This window comes from Flavobacterium sp. UBA7680, assembly GCF_002482975.1.
Lineage (GTDB): Bacteria > Bacteroidota > Bacteroidia > Flavobacteriales > Flavobacteriaceae > Flavobacterium.
Genome location: NZ_DLHA01000058.1, coordinates 215,885 through 234,245 on the forward strand (window position 1 = coordinate 215,885; position 18,361 = coordinate 234,245).

General features: G+C 34.0%; 15 protein-coding genes. 8 read left to right on the top strand and 7 right to left on the bottom strand.

Annotated features, from left to right (window positions below; all coding sequences use genetic code 11):
* Positions 1–300: 300 nt before the first annotated feature.
* From lpxD to prfB, 3 genes are all read right to left on the bottom strand, one after another.
* Complete coding sequence (lpxD, locus tag B3C18_RS24635) at positions 301–1,299, bottom strand: UDP-3-O-(3-hydroxymyristoyl)glucosamine N-acyltransferase (protein ID WP_291153135.1); 999 nt, start codon at positions 1,297–1,299, stop codon at positions 301–303.
* Between the two features lie 330 nt (positions 1,300–1,629).
* Positions 1,630–2,076 carry a peptide-methionine (R)-S-oxide reductase MsrB gene (gene msrB / locus B3C18_RS24640; protein WP_291153138.1) on the bottom strand — a complete coding sequence of 149 codons (447 nt, stop codon included), beginning with the start codon at positions 2,074–2,076 and terminating at the stop codon, positions 1,630–1,632.
* A 99-nt stretch (positions 2,077–2,175) separates the two neighbouring features.
* A protein-coding gene (gene prfB, locus B3C18_RS24645; protein WP_291153141.1) for a peptide chain release factor 2 occupies positions 2,176–3,274 on the bottom strand; the annotation gives its coding sequence in 2 pieces (ribosomal slippage) (positions 2,176–3,210 and positions 3,212–3,274; 1,098 coding nt in all).
* 343 nt (positions 3,275–3,617) lie between these two features.
* On the opposite strand from prfB, the gene B3C18_RS24650 reads away from it, so the two are divergent.
* Positions 3,618–4,637, top strand: a complete 1,020-nt coding sequence (locus tag B3C18_RS24650; RefSeq protein WP_291153145.1) for a threonine aldolase family protein — start codon at positions 3,618–3,620, stop codon at positions 4,635–4,637.
* A 135-nt stretch (positions 4,638–4,772) separates the two neighbouring features.
* On the opposite strand, the gene B3C18_RS24655 is transcribed toward B3C18_RS24650, so the two are convergent.
* On the bottom strand, positions 4,773–5,093 hold the full coding sequence (locus B3C18_RS24655; RefSeq protein ID WP_053473588.1) for a YbaB/EbfC family nucleoid-associated protein: 321 nt from the start codon (positions 5,091–5,093) through the stop codon (positions 4,773–4,775).
* 69 nt (positions 5,094–5,162) lie between these two features.
* Between B3C18_RS24655 and B3C18_RS24660 the strand changes: the two genes are divergently transcribed.
* From B3C18_RS24660 to B3C18_RS24675, 4 genes are all read left to right on the top strand, one after another.
* Complete coding sequence (locus tag B3C18_RS24660) at positions 5,163–7,298, top strand: S9 family peptidase (RefSeq protein WP_291153150.1); 2,136 nt, start codon at positions 5,163–5,165, stop codon at positions 7,296–7,298.
* Positions 7,299–7,368: 70 nt separating this feature from the next.
* Positions 7,369–8,409 carry a PLP-dependent cysteine synthase family protein gene (locus tag B3C18_RS24665; protein WP_053473587.1) on the top strand — a complete coding sequence of 347 codons (1,041 nt, stop codon included), beginning with the start codon at positions 7,369–7,371 and terminating at the stop codon, positions 8,407–8,409.
* 385 nt (positions 8,410–8,794) lie between these two features.
* The gene (locus B3C18_RS24670) at positions 8,795–9,700 is read left to right on the top strand and encodes a LamG domain-containing protein (RefSeq protein ID WP_291153155.1); all 906 of its coding nucleotides are present in this window, start codon (positions 8,795–8,797) and stop codon (positions 9,698–9,700) included.
* Between the two features lie 319 nt (positions 9,701–10,019).
* Entirely contained in the window at positions 10,020–10,913 is an 894-nt protein-coding gene (locus B3C18_RS24675; protein WP_291153158.1) for a LamG domain-containing protein, read from the top strand.
* Between the two features lie 293 nt (positions 10,914–11,206).
* Here the strand turns inward: B3C18_RS24675 and B3C18_RS24680 are convergent, their stop codons facing one another.
* The 3 genes from B3C18_RS24680 to gcvT form a co-directional block, all read right to left on the bottom strand.
* The gene (locus B3C18_RS24680) at positions 11,207–11,920 is read right to left on the bottom strand and encodes a YebC/PmpR family DNA-binding transcriptional regulator (protein ID WP_291153160.1); all 714 of its coding nucleotides are present in this window, start codon (positions 11,918–11,920) and stop codon (positions 11,207–11,209) included.
* A gap of 178 nt (positions 11,921–12,098) precedes the next feature.
* Positions 12,099–14,129 carry a S41 family peptidase gene (locus B3C18_RS24685; protein ID WP_291153162.1) on the bottom strand — a complete coding sequence of 677 codons (2,031 nt, stop codon included), beginning with the start codon at positions 14,127–14,129 and terminating at the stop codon, positions 12,099–12,101.
* Between the two features lie 207 nt (positions 14,130–14,336).
* On the bottom strand, positions 14,337–15,419 hold the full coding sequence (gene gcvT, locus B3C18_RS24690; RefSeq protein WP_291153165.1) for a glycine cleavage system aminomethyltransferase GcvT: 1,083 nt from the start codon (positions 15,417–15,419) through the stop codon (positions 14,337–14,339).
* A 401-nt stretch (positions 15,420–15,820) separates the two neighbouring features.
* Between gcvT and B3C18_RS24695 the strand changes: the two genes are divergently transcribed.
* From B3C18_RS24695 to B3C18_RS24705, 3 genes are all read left to right on the top strand, one after another.
* The gene (locus tag B3C18_RS24695; protein WP_291153168.1) at positions 15,821–16,669 is read left to right on the top strand and encodes an NAD(P)H-hydrate dehydratase; all 849 of its coding nucleotides are present in this window, start codon (positions 15,821–15,823) and stop codon (positions 16,667–16,669) included.
* Positions 16,670–17,008: 339 nt separating this feature from the next.
* Entirely contained in the window at positions 17,009–17,791 is a 783-nt protein-coding gene (locus B3C18_RS24700; protein ID WP_291153170.1) for a HipA family kinase, read from the top strand.
* Positions 17,781–18,164 carry a DUF3037 domain-containing protein gene (locus B3C18_RS24705; protein WP_291153172.1) on the top strand — a complete coding sequence of 128 codons (384 nt, stop codon included), beginning with the start codon at positions 17,781–17,783 and terminating at the stop codon, positions 18,162–18,164. The genes B3C18_RS24700 and B3C18_RS24705 overlap by 11 nt, the downstream gene beginning before the upstream one ends.
* Positions 18,165–18,361: the final 197 nt, after the last annotated feature.

The window sequence follows — 18,361 nt, forward strand, 5'->3', positions numbered from 1 at the left end:
TGAATGTAAAGATGATATTATCGAAAAGGTGATTTTTTTAATGAAAGTGATTGGCTTTGAATGTGAACCTTTATAAAAACAAAAAACATCCGTTGCAGCGGATGTTTTTTTTATATAAACGATTGCGTGTAATTAATTTAAACACATAGAAACATAGGTTTTTATTTCTGTAAAAGGCATTTCATTTGCATTAACAAACATAGTCTATGTGTAAATGATGTGTCATTTATTTTAATCTCTAACAAACGGAAACGATATAAATCTATGTTTCTATGTGTTTAAAATATTTAGAATTGCAGATTATTTTTTAGGAGCGCAAACCATTCGTTTTAGCATTGCCCATTGTTTTAAAGCATCACGAGCTTCAACAGCCGGATAACCTAACATTGTTTTTCCTGCAGGAACGTCTCCGGTAACACCAGATCCGGCACCAATTACAGCTCCGTCACCAATAGTAGTATGATCTTTTATAGAAGCACTTCCGCCAATAATAACACCATTTCCTAAAGTTACAGAACCTGCTAAACCACTGTTTCCAGCCATAATACAGAATCGGCCTAATTTACTGTTATGTCCAATTTGAACTAAATTATCAATTTTACAGCCATCTCCAAGAATGGTCGAACTGAATTTTCCGCGGTCAACGCAAGAATTTGCTCCAATTTCAACACCGTTTCCAATGATTACATTTCCAATTTGTGGAATTTTCACTAGGCCTTTTTCCGAACAAGGGCGAAATCCAAAACCATCTGCACCAATTGTTGCATTTGGATGAATAATACAATCACTCCCGATATGACAACGCTCACGAACAACTGTTCCAGACCAAATAATGGTATTTTTTCCAATTGTACATTCATCCAAAATAGTAACATTTGGATAAATTACTGCATTAGCACCAATTTCAACTTTAGGTCCAATATAACAGCCAGCACCAATTTTAGCACCTTCGCCAATAATTGCTGTTTCGTCTATAGTTGCTGTTTTGTGAATGTTATTATGAAATATTGGAGTAGGCGGAGCAAAAAGTGCCAAAATTTGCGACATAGCTAAATCAGCATTTTTTACTTTAATAAAAGCGCGATTTTCTCCAGGTTCAATAGAAATGTCTTCGTTTACGACAGCAATTGAAGCATTTGAGGTCGACCAGTACTTTTCATATTTTTTATTTCCTATAAAAGAAATTTCTGAAGTTGTAGCTTTTTCTAATTGCTCTGTTGCGGTAATGCTCTGTGAAGTAGTGCCGTAAATTACACCATTAATTACTTCATTAATTTCTTGGATTGAATAGGATTTCATTGACAAATTTTATTCGACTTAGGGTTAATTTTCGTCAAATAAAATAAAATAGATTTTAATTACCTAATAAAATTTTTATGTTTCTTAATAATTATTTAAAATAGAAGTCTAAATATTACAAAATTAACATTTTAACTATTAATTTTTTGAAGGTTTTTTAATGTCTGGGTTTGTAGACGCTGAATTTTTAGATGAATAATCTTAGTTTTTTAAAATAAAAAATAAATTATTTAATTGGTAAGTAGCAGCTTACATTTCTTTTGTTAATTGTTTCTCTTTGTGGGTATTAAAAAAAAAGCGATTCACTTTAAAAGGAATCGCTTTTTGAATTTATTCTTTAATTTTCGACAGAGAAACTGCGTTAATGCAATATCGTAAACCGCTTGGTTCTGGTCCGTCTGGGAAAACGTGTCCTAAATGCGCATCGCACACATTGCAGACAACTTCAACACGAATCATTCCGTATGATTTGTCGGCATTATAACCAATCGCATTTTCTTTAATTGGCTGTGTAAAAGATGGCCAGCCCGTTCCTGACTCAAACTTTTCGCTTGCATCAAAAAGAACTGTTCCGCAGCATTTGCACTCATAAATTCCGGGATCAAATAAACTGCATAATTCAGAACTAAAAGATCTTTCAGTTCCTTTTAAACGTGTTACCTGATATTCTTCCGGAGATAAAAGCTGTTTCCATTCTTCTTCCGTTTTCTCCACTCTTTTTTCTGGAGCCGGATTTCCTTTATTTGTAAAATGAATTACATCTGCCCATTTTATCATAACTTTTTTAGTTTTAAAGTTTAAAGTTTAAAGTTTCAGGTTTCAAGTTTACTGTGACTGCAAACTGCAACTGAATACTATAAATCTGAACACTGAATACTATTCTTCCTCCTTTTGTCCCATCATCATTAAAAATGCTTTTAGGAAAGGGTCGATATTACCATTCATTACGCCATCGACATCGCTGGTTTCGTAACCTGTACGAACATCTTTTACTAATTTATAAGGCTGCATTACGTAATTACGAATCTGCGAACCCCATTCGATTTTCATTTTTCCGGCTTCAATATCAGCACGCTGCGCTTGTTGTTTCTTTAACTCAATTTCATACAATTGAGAACGAAGCATTTGCATAGCACGCTGTCTGTTATCTTGTTGCGATCTTGTTTCAGAACACTGAATCTGGATTCCGGTTGGTTTGTGAACTAACTGAACTTTTGTTTCAACCTTATTTACGTTCTGTCCTCCGGCACCACTTGAGCGCGATGTTGTAATTTCGATATCGGCAGGATTAATGTCAATTTCGATACTATCATCAACAAGCGGATAAACATACACAGATACGAACGAAGTATGACGTTTAGCATTACTATCAAAAGGAGAGATTCTAACCAAACGGTGAACTCCATTTTCTCCTTTTAAATATCCAAAAGAATAATCGCCTTCGAATTCTAAAGTTACGGTTTTAATACCAGCAACCTCACCTTCCTGAAAGTTAAGTTCTTTTATTTTATAGCCATAACTTTCGCCCCACATCATGTACATACGCATCAGCATTCCTGCCCAGTCGCAGCTTTCAGTTCCGCCGGCACCGGCAGTGATCTGCACAACAGCGCTTAAACTGTCGCCCTCGTCAGAAAGCATGTTTTTGAATTCGATGTTTTCTATATGACTTTGCGTCGTATCATATTGTTCTTCTAATTCATCTGCAGAAAGTTCCCCTTCTTTATAAAAATCATAAGCCAGCTGTAGTTCATCTGTAAGCGTTACAGCTTTGTCATAATCCTCAATCCATTTTTTCTTGTTTCGAAGATTTTTTACAATGTTTTCTGCTTCTTTGGCATTATTCCAAAAATCAGGCGCAAAAGTTTTTTCTTCTTCGTTTGCAATTTCGATTAGCTTGGCATCAACGTCAAAGATACCTCCTCAACGCACCAAGGCGCTCCACAATACCTTTTACTTGTTCGGCTGTTGTCATAAATTAATAAGTAGTTTTATTTGTTTTTGCAGATTTTACGTTAGTTTATTCAAAAAACTAATGCGTAATTTCGTTATACAAAAATAAGATTTAGTTTTTAGAATACAGCATTAAATTATGGTACAAAATAAGATAAACTCTAAAAGTCCTTTTTAAGGAGATAGAATTGTTTTAGAAACTAGAAATCAAATTTTGAAATTATTAATGCTAGTTTTATATATTTTTTATAAATATTACGTTAATTTGGTTCTAAGTAATTCACAAGTTAAAATTTATCAAAACTTGGGATTAATAACAAACAGTAATACGTAATTTTGCTGTCCAAAATAGATATAGTTTTTATATGGAAATAAATTTAATTAGCGATACCATTACCAAGCCTTCTTATGAGATGCTGCAGTATATGTTTAACGCTCAGGTTGGCGACGACGTATACAAACAAGATCCTACGGTTATCGAATTAGAGACAAGAATAGCCGAATTTTTTGGTATGGAAGCTGGACTTTTTTTTCCGTCGGGAACTATGGCGAATCAAACCGCAATTAAACTGCATACACAACCCGGAGAACAATTAATTGCCGATAAATATGCTCACGTTTATAATTATGAAGGCGGCGGAGTTTCTTTCAATAGCGGAGTTTCCTGCTGTTTGTTAGATGGAGACCGCGGAATGATAAATGCCGCACAAGTAGCAGCCGCAATTAATGATCCCGAATTTTATCATAGCCCGTTAACGAGTTTAGTTTGTGTTGAAAACACAACTAATAAAGGCGGAGGAGCTTGTTATGAATTAGAAGATTTAAGAGAAATAAAAAAAGTCTGCGATGCTAATAATTTGAAATTCCATTTAGATGGAGCCAGAATTTGGAATGCATTAGTTGCCAAAAGACAAAACCCAAAAGAATTTGGAGCTATTTTCGACACTATTTCTGTTTGTTTATCAAAAGGTTTAGGCGCACCAATTGGCTCGGTTTTATTAGGAACCAAAGCAGATATTCACCGAGCATTAAGAATCAGAAAAATATTAGGCGGAGGAATGCGTCAGGTTGGTTATTTAGCCGCAGCGGGATTATATGCATTGGCAAATAATATAGAACGTTTAGCAGAAGATCATCGCAGAGCAAAAGAAATAGGAGCAATATTAAGCACAAAATCCTGGATTGCATCTGTAGAACCAGTAGAAACAAATATTTTGATTTTTTCATTAGCCGAAGGTTACAGCGACCAGCTTTTAATCGAAAAATTAAAACAGAAAAATATTTTAATAAGTTCCTTAGGACACAACAAACTAAGAATCGTTACCCATTTAGATTATAAGGAAGTAATGCATACGTATGTTTTGGAGATGTTTTCGAAGATTTAGGAAAGAGGTTCAAAGTTGCAAAGAGACAAAGGGACAAAGGTTAAAAAAAGACGCACTATAAAAATAGTGCGTCTTTTTTTTTGGGTTACAATAAGAAAAACCTTTGTCCCTTTGCAACTCTGAACCTTTGTCACTTTACTTAAACAAATTATCCATCCCAGGAATCATCGGCATATCCATTTTTGCGACAGCGTCAAGTTCACTTTCGTTTACACTTGTAGCTCTTTCGATAGCTTTATTTAGCGTTACAATTAAATAATCTTCCAGTTGTTCTTTATCTTCTAAAAGAGAATCATCAACAGAGATTGACTTTATTTTTCTATTCGCAGTAATTGTAATTTTTAATAATCCGTCAGCGCTTTGTTCGTCAATTAAAACAGTATCAAGGCGTTTCTTTGTATCTTCAATTTTTTGCTGGGTTTCTTTAAGTTTACCCATCATTCCCATTAAATCCATTTTTTGTTGATTTTTAAATTATTTCATACAAAATTAGTATATTGCTGTATTAAATCAATAGAATATTTTATGAAAAAATTAATTTTGTTCTGTTGCGTTTGTACTACTTTTGCTCCTTCGTATTTAAAAACAAATGCTCAATCAATGCAAGAAAATATACAGGCTCCAAAGGCCAAGGAAATTCCAAAAACACTAAAAAAACATAAAGAAACCCGAATCGATAATTATTTTTGGCTGAATGACAGAGAAAATCCGGAAGTTATCGATTACCTGAATAAAGAAAACGAATATTACCAGCAAATGACCTCTCATACTAAAGGTTTTCAGGAATCTTTATATGAAGAAATGAAAGGAAGAATTAAAGAAGATGATTCATCTGTTCCTTATTTCTACAACGGATATTTTTATATTACCCGTTTTGAAACAGGAAAGGATTACCCAATTTTCGCCAGAAAAAAAGGAAGCCTTTCGGCAGAAGAAGAAATTCTGTTCAATTGTAATGAAATGGCAGTAGGTCACGCTTATTTTAAATTAGGAGGTTTAAGTATAAGTCCTGATAATAAATTTGCAAGCTTTGGGACTGATATCGTGGGTAGAAGAATTTATACCATCCAAATCAAAAATCTTGAAACAGGAGAAATCCTATCAGATAAAATCGAAAATGCAACAGGCGCATCTGTTTGGGCAAATGATAATAAAACCATTTTTTATACCAAACAAGACGAAGTTACTTTAAGATCTGATAAGATTTTCAGACATAAATTAAATACAGATTCTAAAAAAGATGTTTTAGTTTATGATGAAACAGATGATACTTTTAATGTTTCCATTAGTAAAGAAAAATCTAAAAAATATATCGTAATCAGCTCTGGAAGTACTTTAACGACTGAATATAGAATCCTGAAGTCAGATAATCCGGATGGAGAATTTGAAGTATTTCAGCCTCGTGTCCGCGGTTTAGAATACAGTATTTCTCATTATGAAGATTCATTTTATATCTTAACAAATAAAGATAAAGCAACTAATTTCAAGCTGATGAAAACGCCTGAAAATAAAACAGGCAAAAAAAATTGGGTTGATGTGATTCCGCACAGAGAAGATGTTTTATTAGAAGACATTGAGATCTTTAAAAACTATTTAGTTGTCGAAGAACGCTCGAATGGTTTAAATCATATCCGAATTATGCCATGGAACGGTGAACCAGATTATTATCTGCCTTTTGGAAGCGAAACTTACAATGCTTTTACAACAACAAACATTGATTTTGATACCGATATTCTGCGTTACAGCTATCAATCGCTTGCCACGCCTTCATCTGTAATTGATTTTAATATGAAAACTAAAACCAAAGAAATTCTAAAAGAACAACAGGTTTTAGGCGGGAAATTTGACAAAGAAAATTATGTCGAAGAACGCGTTTGGGCAACAGCAAGAGATGGTGTAAAAGTGCCAATTTCGATGATTTATAAAAAAGGATTGAATAAAAATGGTAAAAACCCGTTATTGCTGTATGCGTACGGTTCATACGGAATTACGATGGATACTTATTTTTCTTCAACAAGACTTTCATTATTAGATCGCGGTTTTGTTTATGCAATTGCGCACATTAGAGGAGGAGAAGATTTAGGAAGACAATGGTATGAAGACGGAAAACTGTTAAAAAAGAAAAATACCTTTACAGATTTCATTGATTGCTCTAAATTTGTAATAGACGAGAAATATACGTCGCCAGAACATCTTTATGCTGAAGGTGGATCTGCAGGAGGACTTTTAATGGGTGTAATTGTAAATGAAGCACCAGAGTTATATAACGGAGTTATTGCGCAGGTACCTTTTGTAGATGTTATTACAACAATGCTGGACGACAGCATTCCGCTTACAACAGGAGAATATGACGAATGGGGAAACCCAAAAAATAAAAAGTATTACGATTATATGTTGTCGTATTCACCTTATGACAATGTAAAAGCACAAAAATATCCTAATATGTATGTATCGACAGGATTGCATGATTCTCAGGTACAGTATTGGGAGCCAGCAAAATGGGTGGCTAAATTAAGAGTTTTAAAAACAAATGATAATCAATTGTTTTTAGATACTAATATGGACGCGGGACATGGCGGGGCTTCAGGACGTTTTGAGGCTTTAAAAGACTTAGCAAAAGAATTTACTTTTTTATTAGATTTAGAAAAAATTAAAAGCTAATTAGATTTTTTTTGTTAAATTTGCAACCTATCAAGGTGCGTAAAAAACACTTTCGATTAACTATTTTTTTATGAAAGAAGAAATAAACGCTTATAATAATGTTTTAGAATTAATAGGTAATACCCCGCTTATTAAACTAAATAAAATCACCGAAGAGTTAGAAGGAAATTTCTACGCAAAGGTAGAAGCTTTTAACCCGGGTCATTCCTCAAAAGATAGAATAGCGTTATATATTATTGAAGAAGCTGAAAGAAAAGGAATATTATCACCAGGCGACACCATTATAGAAACTACATCAGGTAATACAGGTTTTAGTTTAGCCATGGTAAGCATTATAAAAGGTTATAATTGTATTTTGGCCGTGAGTTCAAAATCATCCAAAGATAAAATTGACATGTTGAGAAGCTTAGGCGCAAAAGTTTATGTCTGTCCGGCTCACGTATCTGCAGATGATGAAAGATCATACTACAATGTAGCAAAACGATTACACGAAGAAACTAAGGGTTCAGTTTATATTAATCAATATTTCAATCAATTAAATATTGATGCCCATTACAACACTACAGGTCCCGAAATTTGGGAACAAACAAAAGGACAAATCACACATCTTGTTGCTTGCAGCGGAACCGGAGGAACAATTTCCGGAACAGCAAAATTCTTAAAAGAGCAAAATCCGAATATTAGAATCTTAGGAGTAGATGCTTTTGGATCAGTATTGAAAAAATACCACGAAACAAGAGAATTTGATAATAAAGAAATTTACCCATATCGTATTGAAGGTTTAGGTAAAAACTTAATTCCTTCGGCAACAGATTTTGATATCATCGATAAATTTATGAAAGTTACCGATGAAGAAAGTGCCCATTCAGCAAGAGAAATCACGCGTAAAGAAGGTTTATTTGTAGGATATACATCTGGAGCAGTAATGCAGGCAATTAAGCAATATGCAGAAGAAGGTGAGTTTACAAAAGACAGCAACATTATTGCAATCTTCCCTGATCACGGTTCACGCTATATGAGTAAAGTATTCAGCGATGACTGGATGAACGAACAAGGATTCTTTGACAGCGTTAATGAAGAAGAAACACAAAAAATTGAATTCGTAAAATAGATCACTATTTTTCTAAAAATATTAAACTCCATTCGTTTTGCGAATGGAGTTTTTTTATGCTGGTTTTTAAGTGATTAAGAAATTTGATAAAAGAGCTGCTAATATTTTAAAAGTTTAAATTTTATAAATGTTAATTATTTTGTTTTGATTGAGGAAACCGTATTTATACGTAAGATATTTTAATTGAAATTGAGGTTAATTTATAATTTTAAGAATTACTTCAATAGTATAATTAAAACTAATTTTGTCGATGAAATCATCAATTTTGGTTATTTTAACGATTATTTAGGTAGGTTAACGAAAAAATTTTCGACGAAAAGCATAATAGTATAGTTTAGCTGTGTATAAATGACACACTTTATTTATAACCCTAAATTCTGCTATTATGAAAAAATTTCTACTCTCAGTAATGTTTGTAAGTTATTTGAATGCGACTGCTCAAAATCCAATTCAGGAGTTTAACTTCAATGGGACTTTAAATAATGAATCTAACACAATTTCTTTTATGGGTACAAATGAGTTTGTTGCCGACAGATCAGGAATTGCCGGAAATGCTCAAAGATTAAACAATAAAGCACTGGAAGCCGTGGTAGACGATCTGCCGCAAGGCAATAAAGCGAGAACGGTTAGTATTTGGGTTAAATTTAATGATATAGCATCGGCAAATTATATCTGGGGTTATGGTTCAGCTTACAATGCTCAGTATTTTGGTTTACTGCAGCAGTCTACAGTTTCTTCTAATTCAGATTTAAGTTTAGCGGGCTGGGGTGCAGCAAATGATGTAATTGTTTCAACTCCATTAGCAAAAGGCGTTTGGTATCAATATACCGTAACATTTGACGGAACAGTTTCTAAAATGTACCGCAATGGAGAGTTGTTAAAATTCATAAACGGTTTAAAACGCTCTACAAAAGGAACTATTTTTAGATTAGGCGAAATAAACACATCGGTTGGTATAAATGCAGATGTAGACGATTTAAAGATCTATGATGTGGCTTTGACAGATGAACAGGTAGCAGAGTCTTATAATAGTTCTAAACCTCTAATAGTAGCTGCAGAAGTTGCAACAGCTCCTAAAACAAAAGGCACTGTAAAGTCTAAAACAACAAAAACTACCTCAAGTAATATTATTGTGAGTAAAGATGTAAATGTGGGAGGTAAAAATATTGAAGTGTATTCGCAGGGACAAAAAGTAGTAGGGAATAGTTCAATGACTATAAATGATCTTCCTGAAGGAACCTATTTATTAAAGATTTCAAATGCTCCGGCAAAAAAAATAACATCAAAATAAGGCCATCAATTAATTTTTTAAATAGTTAGTTAGTTTTTAAATATTGTTTAGTAGCAATTAGATTTTTTGGAATTAGGAAACAGCCTTTTGGATTCAGAAGGCTTTTTTTTAGCCCTTTACAACTATAATTTTTTATATTTTGTGAGAATTCTGTATTTGTATGTAGGATTTGTTTGTTTATGCTGAATTAAAATTATAGTTTTAACAAAATTTGTACATAAAATATTTAAAAATTTGTAATTGTAAAATTTGAATGATCAAATTTGCTGTCAAATAAGTTATATAAAAAGATATCATCCAGTAAAAAATCTATATCCCTATGAAAAAAATATTACTCACTTTAATGTTTGTAAGTTTTTTAAATTCTAATGCGCAAAACCCCGTTCAGGAATTTAATTTCAATGGAAATTTAAGCAGTGCAGATAATACAATTTCCTTTTTAGGTACTCCTGTTTTTGTAAATGACAGAATGGGTGCCCCTAAAGGAGCTTTACGACTTTCTAACAAAGCTTATCAGGCTGTAGTAGGCGATCTTCCACAAGGCAATAAACCAAGAACAATATCGGTTTGGGTTAAATTTAATGCAATAAATACCGTTAATCATGTTTTAGGATACGGTACGGCAGCAAATGGACAATATTTCGGATTAACGCAACAAGCGGCGGCCGGAGGTAATTCTGAGACAATTCTTTCAGGATGGGGACCAGGCAATGATGTTCAGGCTTCTGCACCGCTATTAAAAGATATCTGGTACATGTACAGCATTACTTACGACGGTAATATTTCAAAAATTTATCGTAATGGTGAATTGCTAAAATCTGCCGATGGAATCGCGCGTTCAACCAAAGGTTATATTTTAAGTATCGGAAAATTAAATACGGCAACAAACATCAATGCCGATATTGACGATATTAAATTGTATGCTGTTGCTATGACAGACGAACAAGTTATGGAATCCTATAACAGTTCAAAACCAGCTAAAACAGTAGCGGCTCCGCCAGTGCCAGTTTCAAATACAGAGAAAAAAGCTGCTCCTGCACCTGTAAAGCTACCAGCTGCGGCTGTGGCTGCTTCTACCGAAACTTCTAAAAGCGGTAAAAGTGTTGAGGTTTTCTCTCAGGGCCAAAAAATAATAGGAGCAAACGCTTCGAATATTGGCGATCTGCCAGAAGGAACTTATTTGATCAAAGTAACAAACACACCAAAAAAGTAATTTTATATTTTCTATAAAAAGAAAGCCTTCTGAATTTCAGAAGGCTTTTTGATTTTTATTAGCTTATTACGCTAAGCACTACAAATAAGATTACCAGAATAATTACGGCAAATCTAGTGTATTTTGATGTTTGCATATTTGTTTTTGTTTAAAGGAATTATGATCTGATTGCGACAAATATAATAGTTTATTTTACTTTTTATAATATTTTGCTTTCTTCTGCATCAATTTTAACAAAAACAAAAAAGCCCTGAAAATTCAGAGCTTTTAAAATTTTTATAAAAAGAAAAATATTATTCCTCTTTCATCGTATGATAAACGTTCATTACGTCATCATCCTCTTCAATTTTTTCGATTAGTTTTTCAACGTCAGCGATTTGAGCTTCAGTTAATTCTTTTGTAATTTGCGGAATACGCTCAAAACCAGAAGATAAAATTTCTAAACCTCTGTTCTCTAACTCTTTTTGTAAAGCACCAAAACTTCCAAAAGGAGCATAGATTAAGATTCCGTCTTCGTCTTCAAAAACTTCCTCGGCACCAAAATCAATTAATTCAAGTTCTAATTCCTCAGCATCAAGACCACTATTTGCAATTCTGAAATTACAAGTATGATCAAACATAAATTCAACAGAACCCTGAGTCCCCATTGTCCCGTTACATTTGTTGAAATAACTACGAATGTTTGCTACCGTTCTGTTATTGTTATCAGATGCAGTTTCAATCAAAATCGCAATTCCGTGAGGAGCATATCCTTCAAATAAAATTTCTTTATAGTTGGCAGTATCTTTATTGCTGGCATTTTTAATCGCGCGCTCAACATTATCTTTTGGCATGTTGGCCGCTTTAGCGTTTTGTATAACAGCTCTTAATCTAGAATTGGCGTCAGGGTTAGGACCGCCTTCTTTAACAGCCATAACGATGTCTTTACCAATTCTGGTAAATGTTTTGGCCATTGCAGACCAACGTTTCATTTTTCTTCCTTTTCTAAATTCGAACGCTCTTCCCATTTCTAATTTTTAGTTTTGTGATGCAAAAATAAAGGTTATTCCTTATTTATCCAAAATCAAAATTTTAATTTTTTTTATTTGTTTCAAGTTTCAGGTTTCACGTTTCAAGTTGGCACAACTTTGCGCACTTTGCTGTTAACTTGAAACTTGAAACAAAAAAAACTTGAAACAAAAATCTCTATTTTGAAAAATTAAAGTCATTGATAATATTCACTGCTTCGTTGAGGTATGGATTTGTTTTTAAATTATCCATTTGATATTGATTAATCGTTTTATCATTAGGATAAGCACCCAATAAAAACTGATTTACAGAAGAATTGTAAACATCCAGCGGATTATTTTCGTCATTAAAAGTATTGATCTCTGTCCAAAGAGAATTTACGACTTTCTTTTGATTAAAAACCGCATCCAAAGTCATCGGAATCTCTGCTTTTGGCGTATTGACCAATTGATCTATTTTTAGATTGATCTTTTTAATATCATTAAAATAAAAATTATCAGCCAATCTTAAAGAACTGTTTTTGGCCAATTTATCAATTAAAGCGCGTTTTACATACGGCCTGAATTTTAAAAATGGTTCAATGCTGTCATTTTTCATCGCAGTAGGGAAATCACTTTCTTTTTGATAAACATCCTCATAAAATTCAGGAAGAACAACATCTGGCGTAACCCCAATATATTGATGACTTTTTCCGGTAACTCTGTAGAATTTATTGATAGTAATTTTAAGGAAATCCGTATTTTTATTTTCGTCAAGCGAAAGAATCGTCTGCATCGTAGCCTTTCCAAGCGTATTACTTCCTAGCAAAAGCGCACGATTATAATCCTGCATAATCGAAGAGAAAAATTCACTTGCAGAAGCCGTATTGCTATTCACCAAAATCACAATTGGACCTCTGTAAATCATGCCTTTGTAAGGATCGTTGATAACTGATTTCTCTTTAGTATGATCAATAACAACCGAAATTGGCCCATAATCAATAAACATTCCGGCCAGTTTTATCGCTTCTTCCATCGAACCGCCACCATTATCAATCAAGTCAATCACTAAACCTTTTATATTATCTCTTTCGAGTTTAATAACTTCTCTGGCAACATCATCGGCGCAGCCTTTTCTACTGTTTCCATCTAAATCAGCATAAAAACTCGGGATTTTTATATAGCCAATTTTACTTTCCTTACCAATTATAAAACTGAAAACCGAATTTTCTTCGTCTTTCATGACTTGTTTTTCGATGTAAACATCAAAGTTTTTGCCTGAGTTTCTTTTCAGCGTAAGCGTAAGCGTTTTATTCGCTTCAGATAAAATCATGGTAGAAATAGATTCTAACGAAGAACAGGAAACCTGAAGTGTCTCTTTATGATTGGAAACCGAAATAATCTGATCGCCTTTTTTAATCTGCCCAGTTTGATACGCCGGGCCATTTGGATCTATTTCGTGAACGATAATCTCATTTTTTTCATTCAAATTAACCGTCATTCCTAATGATAAATGTTCTTTTGATAAGGAAGCCACGAAACTCGATTTAGAATCGTCACTAAAATAAGCCGTATGCGGATCAAAATAAGTACAGAAGAAATTATAAAGATTCTCGTCTTGTTTGGTTTTAGTTTCTAAAAGAGTGCTGATACGGCAAATTTCATTAGCCAGAATCAGTTTTCTGGACTTAGCTTCAATAGAAACAAAATTAGCTTTAATAGAATCCAAATTATCACTCGTTTCAGCAATATCATCCAGAATTTGATAACGCAGTTTTTTACGCCATACTTTCTCTAAATCTTCATTCTTTAAATAAAAAGGAAAGGATTTTTTATAGAATCGAATCGTATCTTTCTTGGTATAATCAAATGCAGTTGCCTGAATTTTTTCAAGAACCTCTTTAGTTCTGATCAATCCATTAATATATTTGGCCGTAATATCAGTTAAAAAAGTACAATCATTACTTAAAATTAAATCGTCTAAATTTAAACGATATTCTGCAGCCAGTTGATCGTATTCACTCTTAAAAAAGATATTGCGTGAAGGATCTAATTCATTTATAAGATTATCAAAAACAAAAACAGATAAACTGTCATCAACAGGTTTCGGACGTAAATGTTCCGTTTGAATAACGGCATTTATTTTGTTCAGAATTTGGCATGTCTCGGCGCTATTTTGACTAAATAGGAAAGAGGTAAACAGTAAAAATAACGGCAAAATTTTGTTCATAGGTGAAATCTCAACATTCTATATTAAAGTTACGGTAATTTTTCGAAAACGGTTTACATTTTTTCTAAAAAATCTTACATATAAATAAGAAATAAAATGCCACAGATTAAATGAATTTAAAGGGTTAATCCCTACAATCATTTAATCTGCGGCAAAAAAAATGCATTACCATTACAGTAATGCATCTTACAATATTTATAACTTTAATTATTTCTTGTAAAAAGGCAATTTTACCACTTTTGCAGGAACATCATTTTTTCTAATTCTAATAAAAATATCACTGTCAACAGCACTGTTTGAAACCGTAACATATCCTAAACCAATTCCTTTATTCATAGAAGGCGACATTGTTCCAGAAGTTACAATTCCAATTACAGCTCCAGAACCATCTACAATTTCGTAATCGTGTCTTGGCACCGCACGTTCCTGCATTTCAAAAGCAACTAATTTTCTCGTAACACCAGCTTCTTTTTGCTTTTTAAGAGCTTCAGAGTTTGTAAAATCTTTAGTAAATTTTGTGATCCATCCTAAACCGGCTTCAAGCGGAGAAGTCGTATCATTAATATCATTTCCGTAAAGGCAGAATCCCATTTCAAGACGTAACGTATCACGCGCTGCAAGACCAATAGGTTTAATTCCGAAAGCTGCACCAGCTTCAAAAACTTTGTTCCAAATTGCTTCAGCATCAGCATTTTTGCAGTAAATTTCAAATCCTCCTGAACCAGTATAACCAGTTGCAGAAATAATTACATCATTAAATCCGGCAAAATCTGCTACTTCAAAATGGTAATAAGCAATAGCAGATAAATCTATAGAAGATAAAGCCTGCATAGCCTCAACCGCTTTTGGTCCCTGAATTGCCAATAATGAATAATCATCAGAAAGGTTTTTCATTTCAACTCCCAAATCATTGTAAGATGAAATCCAGTTCCAGTCTTTTTCAATATTCGAAGCATTTACAACAAGTAAATACTCTTCTTCTTTCATTTTATAAACAATCAAATCGTCAACAATTCCGCCTTCATTATTTGGCAGACAAGAATATTGCGCTCTACCAATAGTCAAAGTCGAAGCATCATTTGAAGTCACTTTTTGAATCAAAGCCAAAGCATTTGGTCCCGTTAACAAAAATTCACCCATATGCGAAACGTCAAAAACGCCCACACTATTACGAACCGTTTCATGTTCAGCATTTACACCTTCATATGTAATAGGCATATTGTAACCCGCAAAAGGCAGCATTTTCGCTCCCAAACTCTCATGTATGTGCGTAAGCGCAGTATTTTTCATTGTGTTGTTTTATAAAATTGTTCTGCAAATCTATTCAAAAAATATCTAATTTGAATGCCTTAAATTATAAATTTCGCAATAATTAGGAGCAATTTCCTGCTATCCGCTATATCTTTTGCTTTTTAAAGAAAAAAGCAAAAGGATGCCGCTTCAAACGAAGTTCACTGAACTCCTATGAAAAATAAAAATATAGTGAAGTAATCAGGGCTAGGACTCAACGAAAACAATAAACATTCGTGTTTTCGATTTTTTATGTAACTTTAATCATAAGAAACAGTAAAGAATCATCTTTTATAAAGTCACATTTTCACAATCAGCTATGTTTATTAAAAACAAGTGAAACGCCTTTATCCACAAAGAAAAACTATGACTCTATGTGTTTAAAATAAAAAAGTCATCAAATGAAATCTCCATATTTAATCACAAAAGAAGAAATCTTAAAAATATACAAACCCGTAAACCCTCATACACACAAAGGAATTCAGGGACACGCCGTGATTATTGCCGGAAGTTACGGAAAAATAGGAGCAGGCGTTTTAGCCTCAAAAGCATGCTTAAAATCCGGTTGCGGACTCGTAACGACTTTTATACCAAAATGCGGTTATCAAATCCTTCAAATCTCCATTCCCGAAGTAATGACCGTTACCGATGAAAACACCAATTTCATTACCAATATTCATTTGCCATTAATTCCGCAAGCAATTGGAATTGGACCCGGAATAGGGAAGGAACTCGGAACACAAAAAGCCTTATTTGAATTTTTAAGAATCAACAAAGCGCCTTTAGTTATTGACGCAGATGCACTTAATATTTTAGCCGAAAATCAATCCTGGTTAGAATTAATTCCCGAAAACACCATTTTAACGCCTCATCCCAAAGAACTGGAACGTTTAATTGGCAAATGGAATTCAGATTCCGAAAAGTTCCAAAAAACAATCGCTTTTTCAGAAAAATACAAACTGATAATTGTAATGAAAGGCGCACCGACATTCATTATCAACAAAACAGAAATCTACCAAAACACAACTGGAAACGCAGCACTTGCCACAGCAGGCAGCGGCGACACCCTAACCGGAATCATCACAAGCTTCCTTGCACAAGGCTACGAACCAAAATACGCCGCAAAATTCGGAGTCTACCTTCATGGATTAACCGCAGATATCGCTTTACCAAAAACAGGTTATGAATCTTTTACAGCTTCTACAATTATTAAGTATTTAGGAAAGGCATTTTTGAGTTTAAAAGCTTAACTGAGGTTTTATTTTAACGCAAAGTACACAAAGGTTTTTTTTCGCAAAGGACGCTAAGTTTTTTTAAGGTGCTTTGCTTTTTAAAGTTCGCAAAGTCGCAAAGCTTTTAGGCAAAGTTCCCATACAGTTTGTCATTTCGAGGAACGAGAAATCTTCATAAGTAACTCCTTAACGAGAATCCAATCTTTGTAGAGCTTCTTGTGGAGATTTCTCGTTCCTCGAAATGACAAGATTGGGAATATAGCGTGGACAAAAACTTTGCGACTCGGCGTCTTTGCGAGATTAAAAAACTTCGTGTCTTTGTGGCTTCGTGGCAAAAACCTTAGTAAGTTTGTATTTATGAAAAACAACTTCGATCTCAGAACGGTAAACGTCATGCGCTATATAACGCCGCTGCGCGAAGGCGGATCTTTACCCGCTTTGGCAGAAGCCGATGACGATTTTAAATACGTATTAAAATTTAGTGGTGCCGGACACGGCGTGAAAGCCCTTATAGCCGAATTAGTTGGCGGACAAATAGCAAAAGCCTTAAAACTACAATTACCAGAATTAGTATTCGCAAATCTCGACGAAGCTTTTGGAAGAACTGAGGCCGACGAAGAAATTCAGGATTTACTGCAAGGAAGTCAGGGATTGAATCTGGCACTTCATTTCTTGTCGGGAGCCATAACTTTTGATCCCGTTGTAACTACAGTAGATGCAAAATTAGCTTCGCAGATTGTTTGGCTGGATGCTTATATTACAAACGTAGACAGAACTTTCAAAAATACCAATATGCTGATTTGGCATAAAGAATTATGGCTGATTGATCACGGAGCATGTTTGTATTTTCATCATTCCTGGAACAATTGGGAACAGCATGCCAAAAGTCCGTTTGCGTTGATAAAAGACCACGTTTTATTGCCGCAAGCCTCACTTTTAAAAGAAGTTGACGCTGAGTTTAAAGCGATTTTAACACCGGAAATTTTAGAAGATATTGTAAATACAATTCCGTTAGACTGGCTTCAGTGGGAAGATGCAGACGAAACACCTGAAGGCTTACGAAATGTATATTTACAGTTTTTGCAAACCCGATTAAATAATTCAGAAATATTTGTAAATCAGGCTCAAAATGCAAGATAATCACTTATACGAATATGCTGTGATTCGTGTTGTGCCAAGGGTAGAGCGCGAAGAATTCCTGAATATCGGAATCATTTTGTTTTGCAAAAAAGCCAAATTTATAAAAGTACTTTTTCATTTAAATAAAGAAAAAATTGAAGCACTTTCAAACGATTTTGATATCGAACAATTAGAATGCAATCTGACTTCATTAGAAAAAATCGCCAAAGGTGCTAAAGATGGCGGTCCAATTGCTGAATTTGATATTCCGGAGCGTTTCCGCTGGTTAACCGCAATTAGAAGTTCTGCAATCCAAACTTCAAGACCTCATCCGGGTTTGTGTCAGGATTTGGAGAAAACGATTCAGAGATTGTTTGAAGAGTTGGTGCTTTAAGGAAAGGATCAAAGGTATAGAGGTTCAAAGTTACAAAGGTTTTCTGTAGAGGCGCACAGCAGTGCGTCTACGCTCCAATTGTCCATACTTTGTGTTAGACGCACTGCTGTGCGCCTCTACATTTAATCTTTGCGTCTTCGTGGCAGAAAAAAAATAAAAAACCACGAACTGCATCACTGCAATCCGTGGTTCTAACT

What these genes read in the sequence shown, in the direction of transcription:
- B3C18_RS24705 (WP_291153172.1), top strand. Translation starts at nt 17,781, where the DNA reads ATGCAAGATAATCACTTATACGAATATGCTGTGATTCGTGTTGTGCCA.
- gcvT (WP_291153165.1), bottom strand. Translation starts at nt 15,419, where the DNA reads ATGAAAAATACTGCGCTTACGCACATACATGAGAGTTTGGGAGCGAAA.
- B3C18_RS24660 (WP_291153150.1), top strand. Translation starts at nt 5,163, where the DNA reads ATGAAAAAATTAATTTTGTTCTGTTGCGTTTGTACTACTTTTGCTCCT.
- B3C18_RS24700 (WP_291153170.1), top strand. Translation starts at nt 17,009, where the DNA reads ATGAAAAACAACTTCGATCTCAGAACGGTAAACGTCATGCGCTATATA.
- B3C18_RS24650 (WP_291153145.1), top strand. Translation starts at nt 3,618, where the DNA reads ATGGAAATAAATTTAATTAGCGATACCATTACCAAGCCTTCTTATGAG.
- B3C18_RS24665 (WP_053473587.1), top strand. Translation starts at nt 7,369, where the DNA reads ATGAAAGAAGAAATAAACGCTTATAATAATGTTTTAGAATTAATAGGT.
- B3C18_RS24695 (WP_291153168.1), top strand. Translation starts at nt 15,821, where the DNA reads ATGAAATCTCCATATTTAATCACAAAAGAAGAAATCTTAAAAATATAC.
- B3C18_RS24675 (WP_291153158.1), top strand. Translation starts at nt 10,020, where the DNA reads ATGAAAAAAATATTACTCACTTTAATGTTTGTAAGTTTTTTAAATTCT.
- lpxD (WP_291153135.1), bottom strand. Translation starts at nt 1,299, where the DNA reads ATGAAATCCTATTCAATCCAAGAAATTAATGAAGTAATTAATGGTGTA.
- msrB (WP_291153138.1), bottom strand. Translation starts at nt 2,076, where the DNA reads ATGATAAAATGGGCAGATGTAATTCATTTTACAAATAAAGGAAATCCG.
- B3C18_RS24680 (WP_291153160.1), bottom strand. Translation starts at nt 11,920, where the DNA reads ATGGGAAGAGCGTTCGAATTTAGAAAAGGAAGAAAAATGAAACGTTGG.
- B3C18_RS24670 (WP_291153155.1), top strand. Translation starts at nt 8,795, where the DNA reads ATGAAAAAATTTCTACTCTCAGTAATGTTTGTAAGTTATTTGAATGCG.
- B3C18_RS24685 (WP_291153162.1), bottom strand. Translation starts at nt 14,129, where the DNA reads ATGAACAAAATTTTGCCGTTATTTTTACTGTTTACCTCTTTCCTATTT.
- B3C18_RS24655 (WP_053473588.1), bottom strand. Translation starts at nt 5,093, where the DNA reads ATGGATTTAATGGGAATGATGGGTAAACTTAAAGAAACCCAGCAAAAA.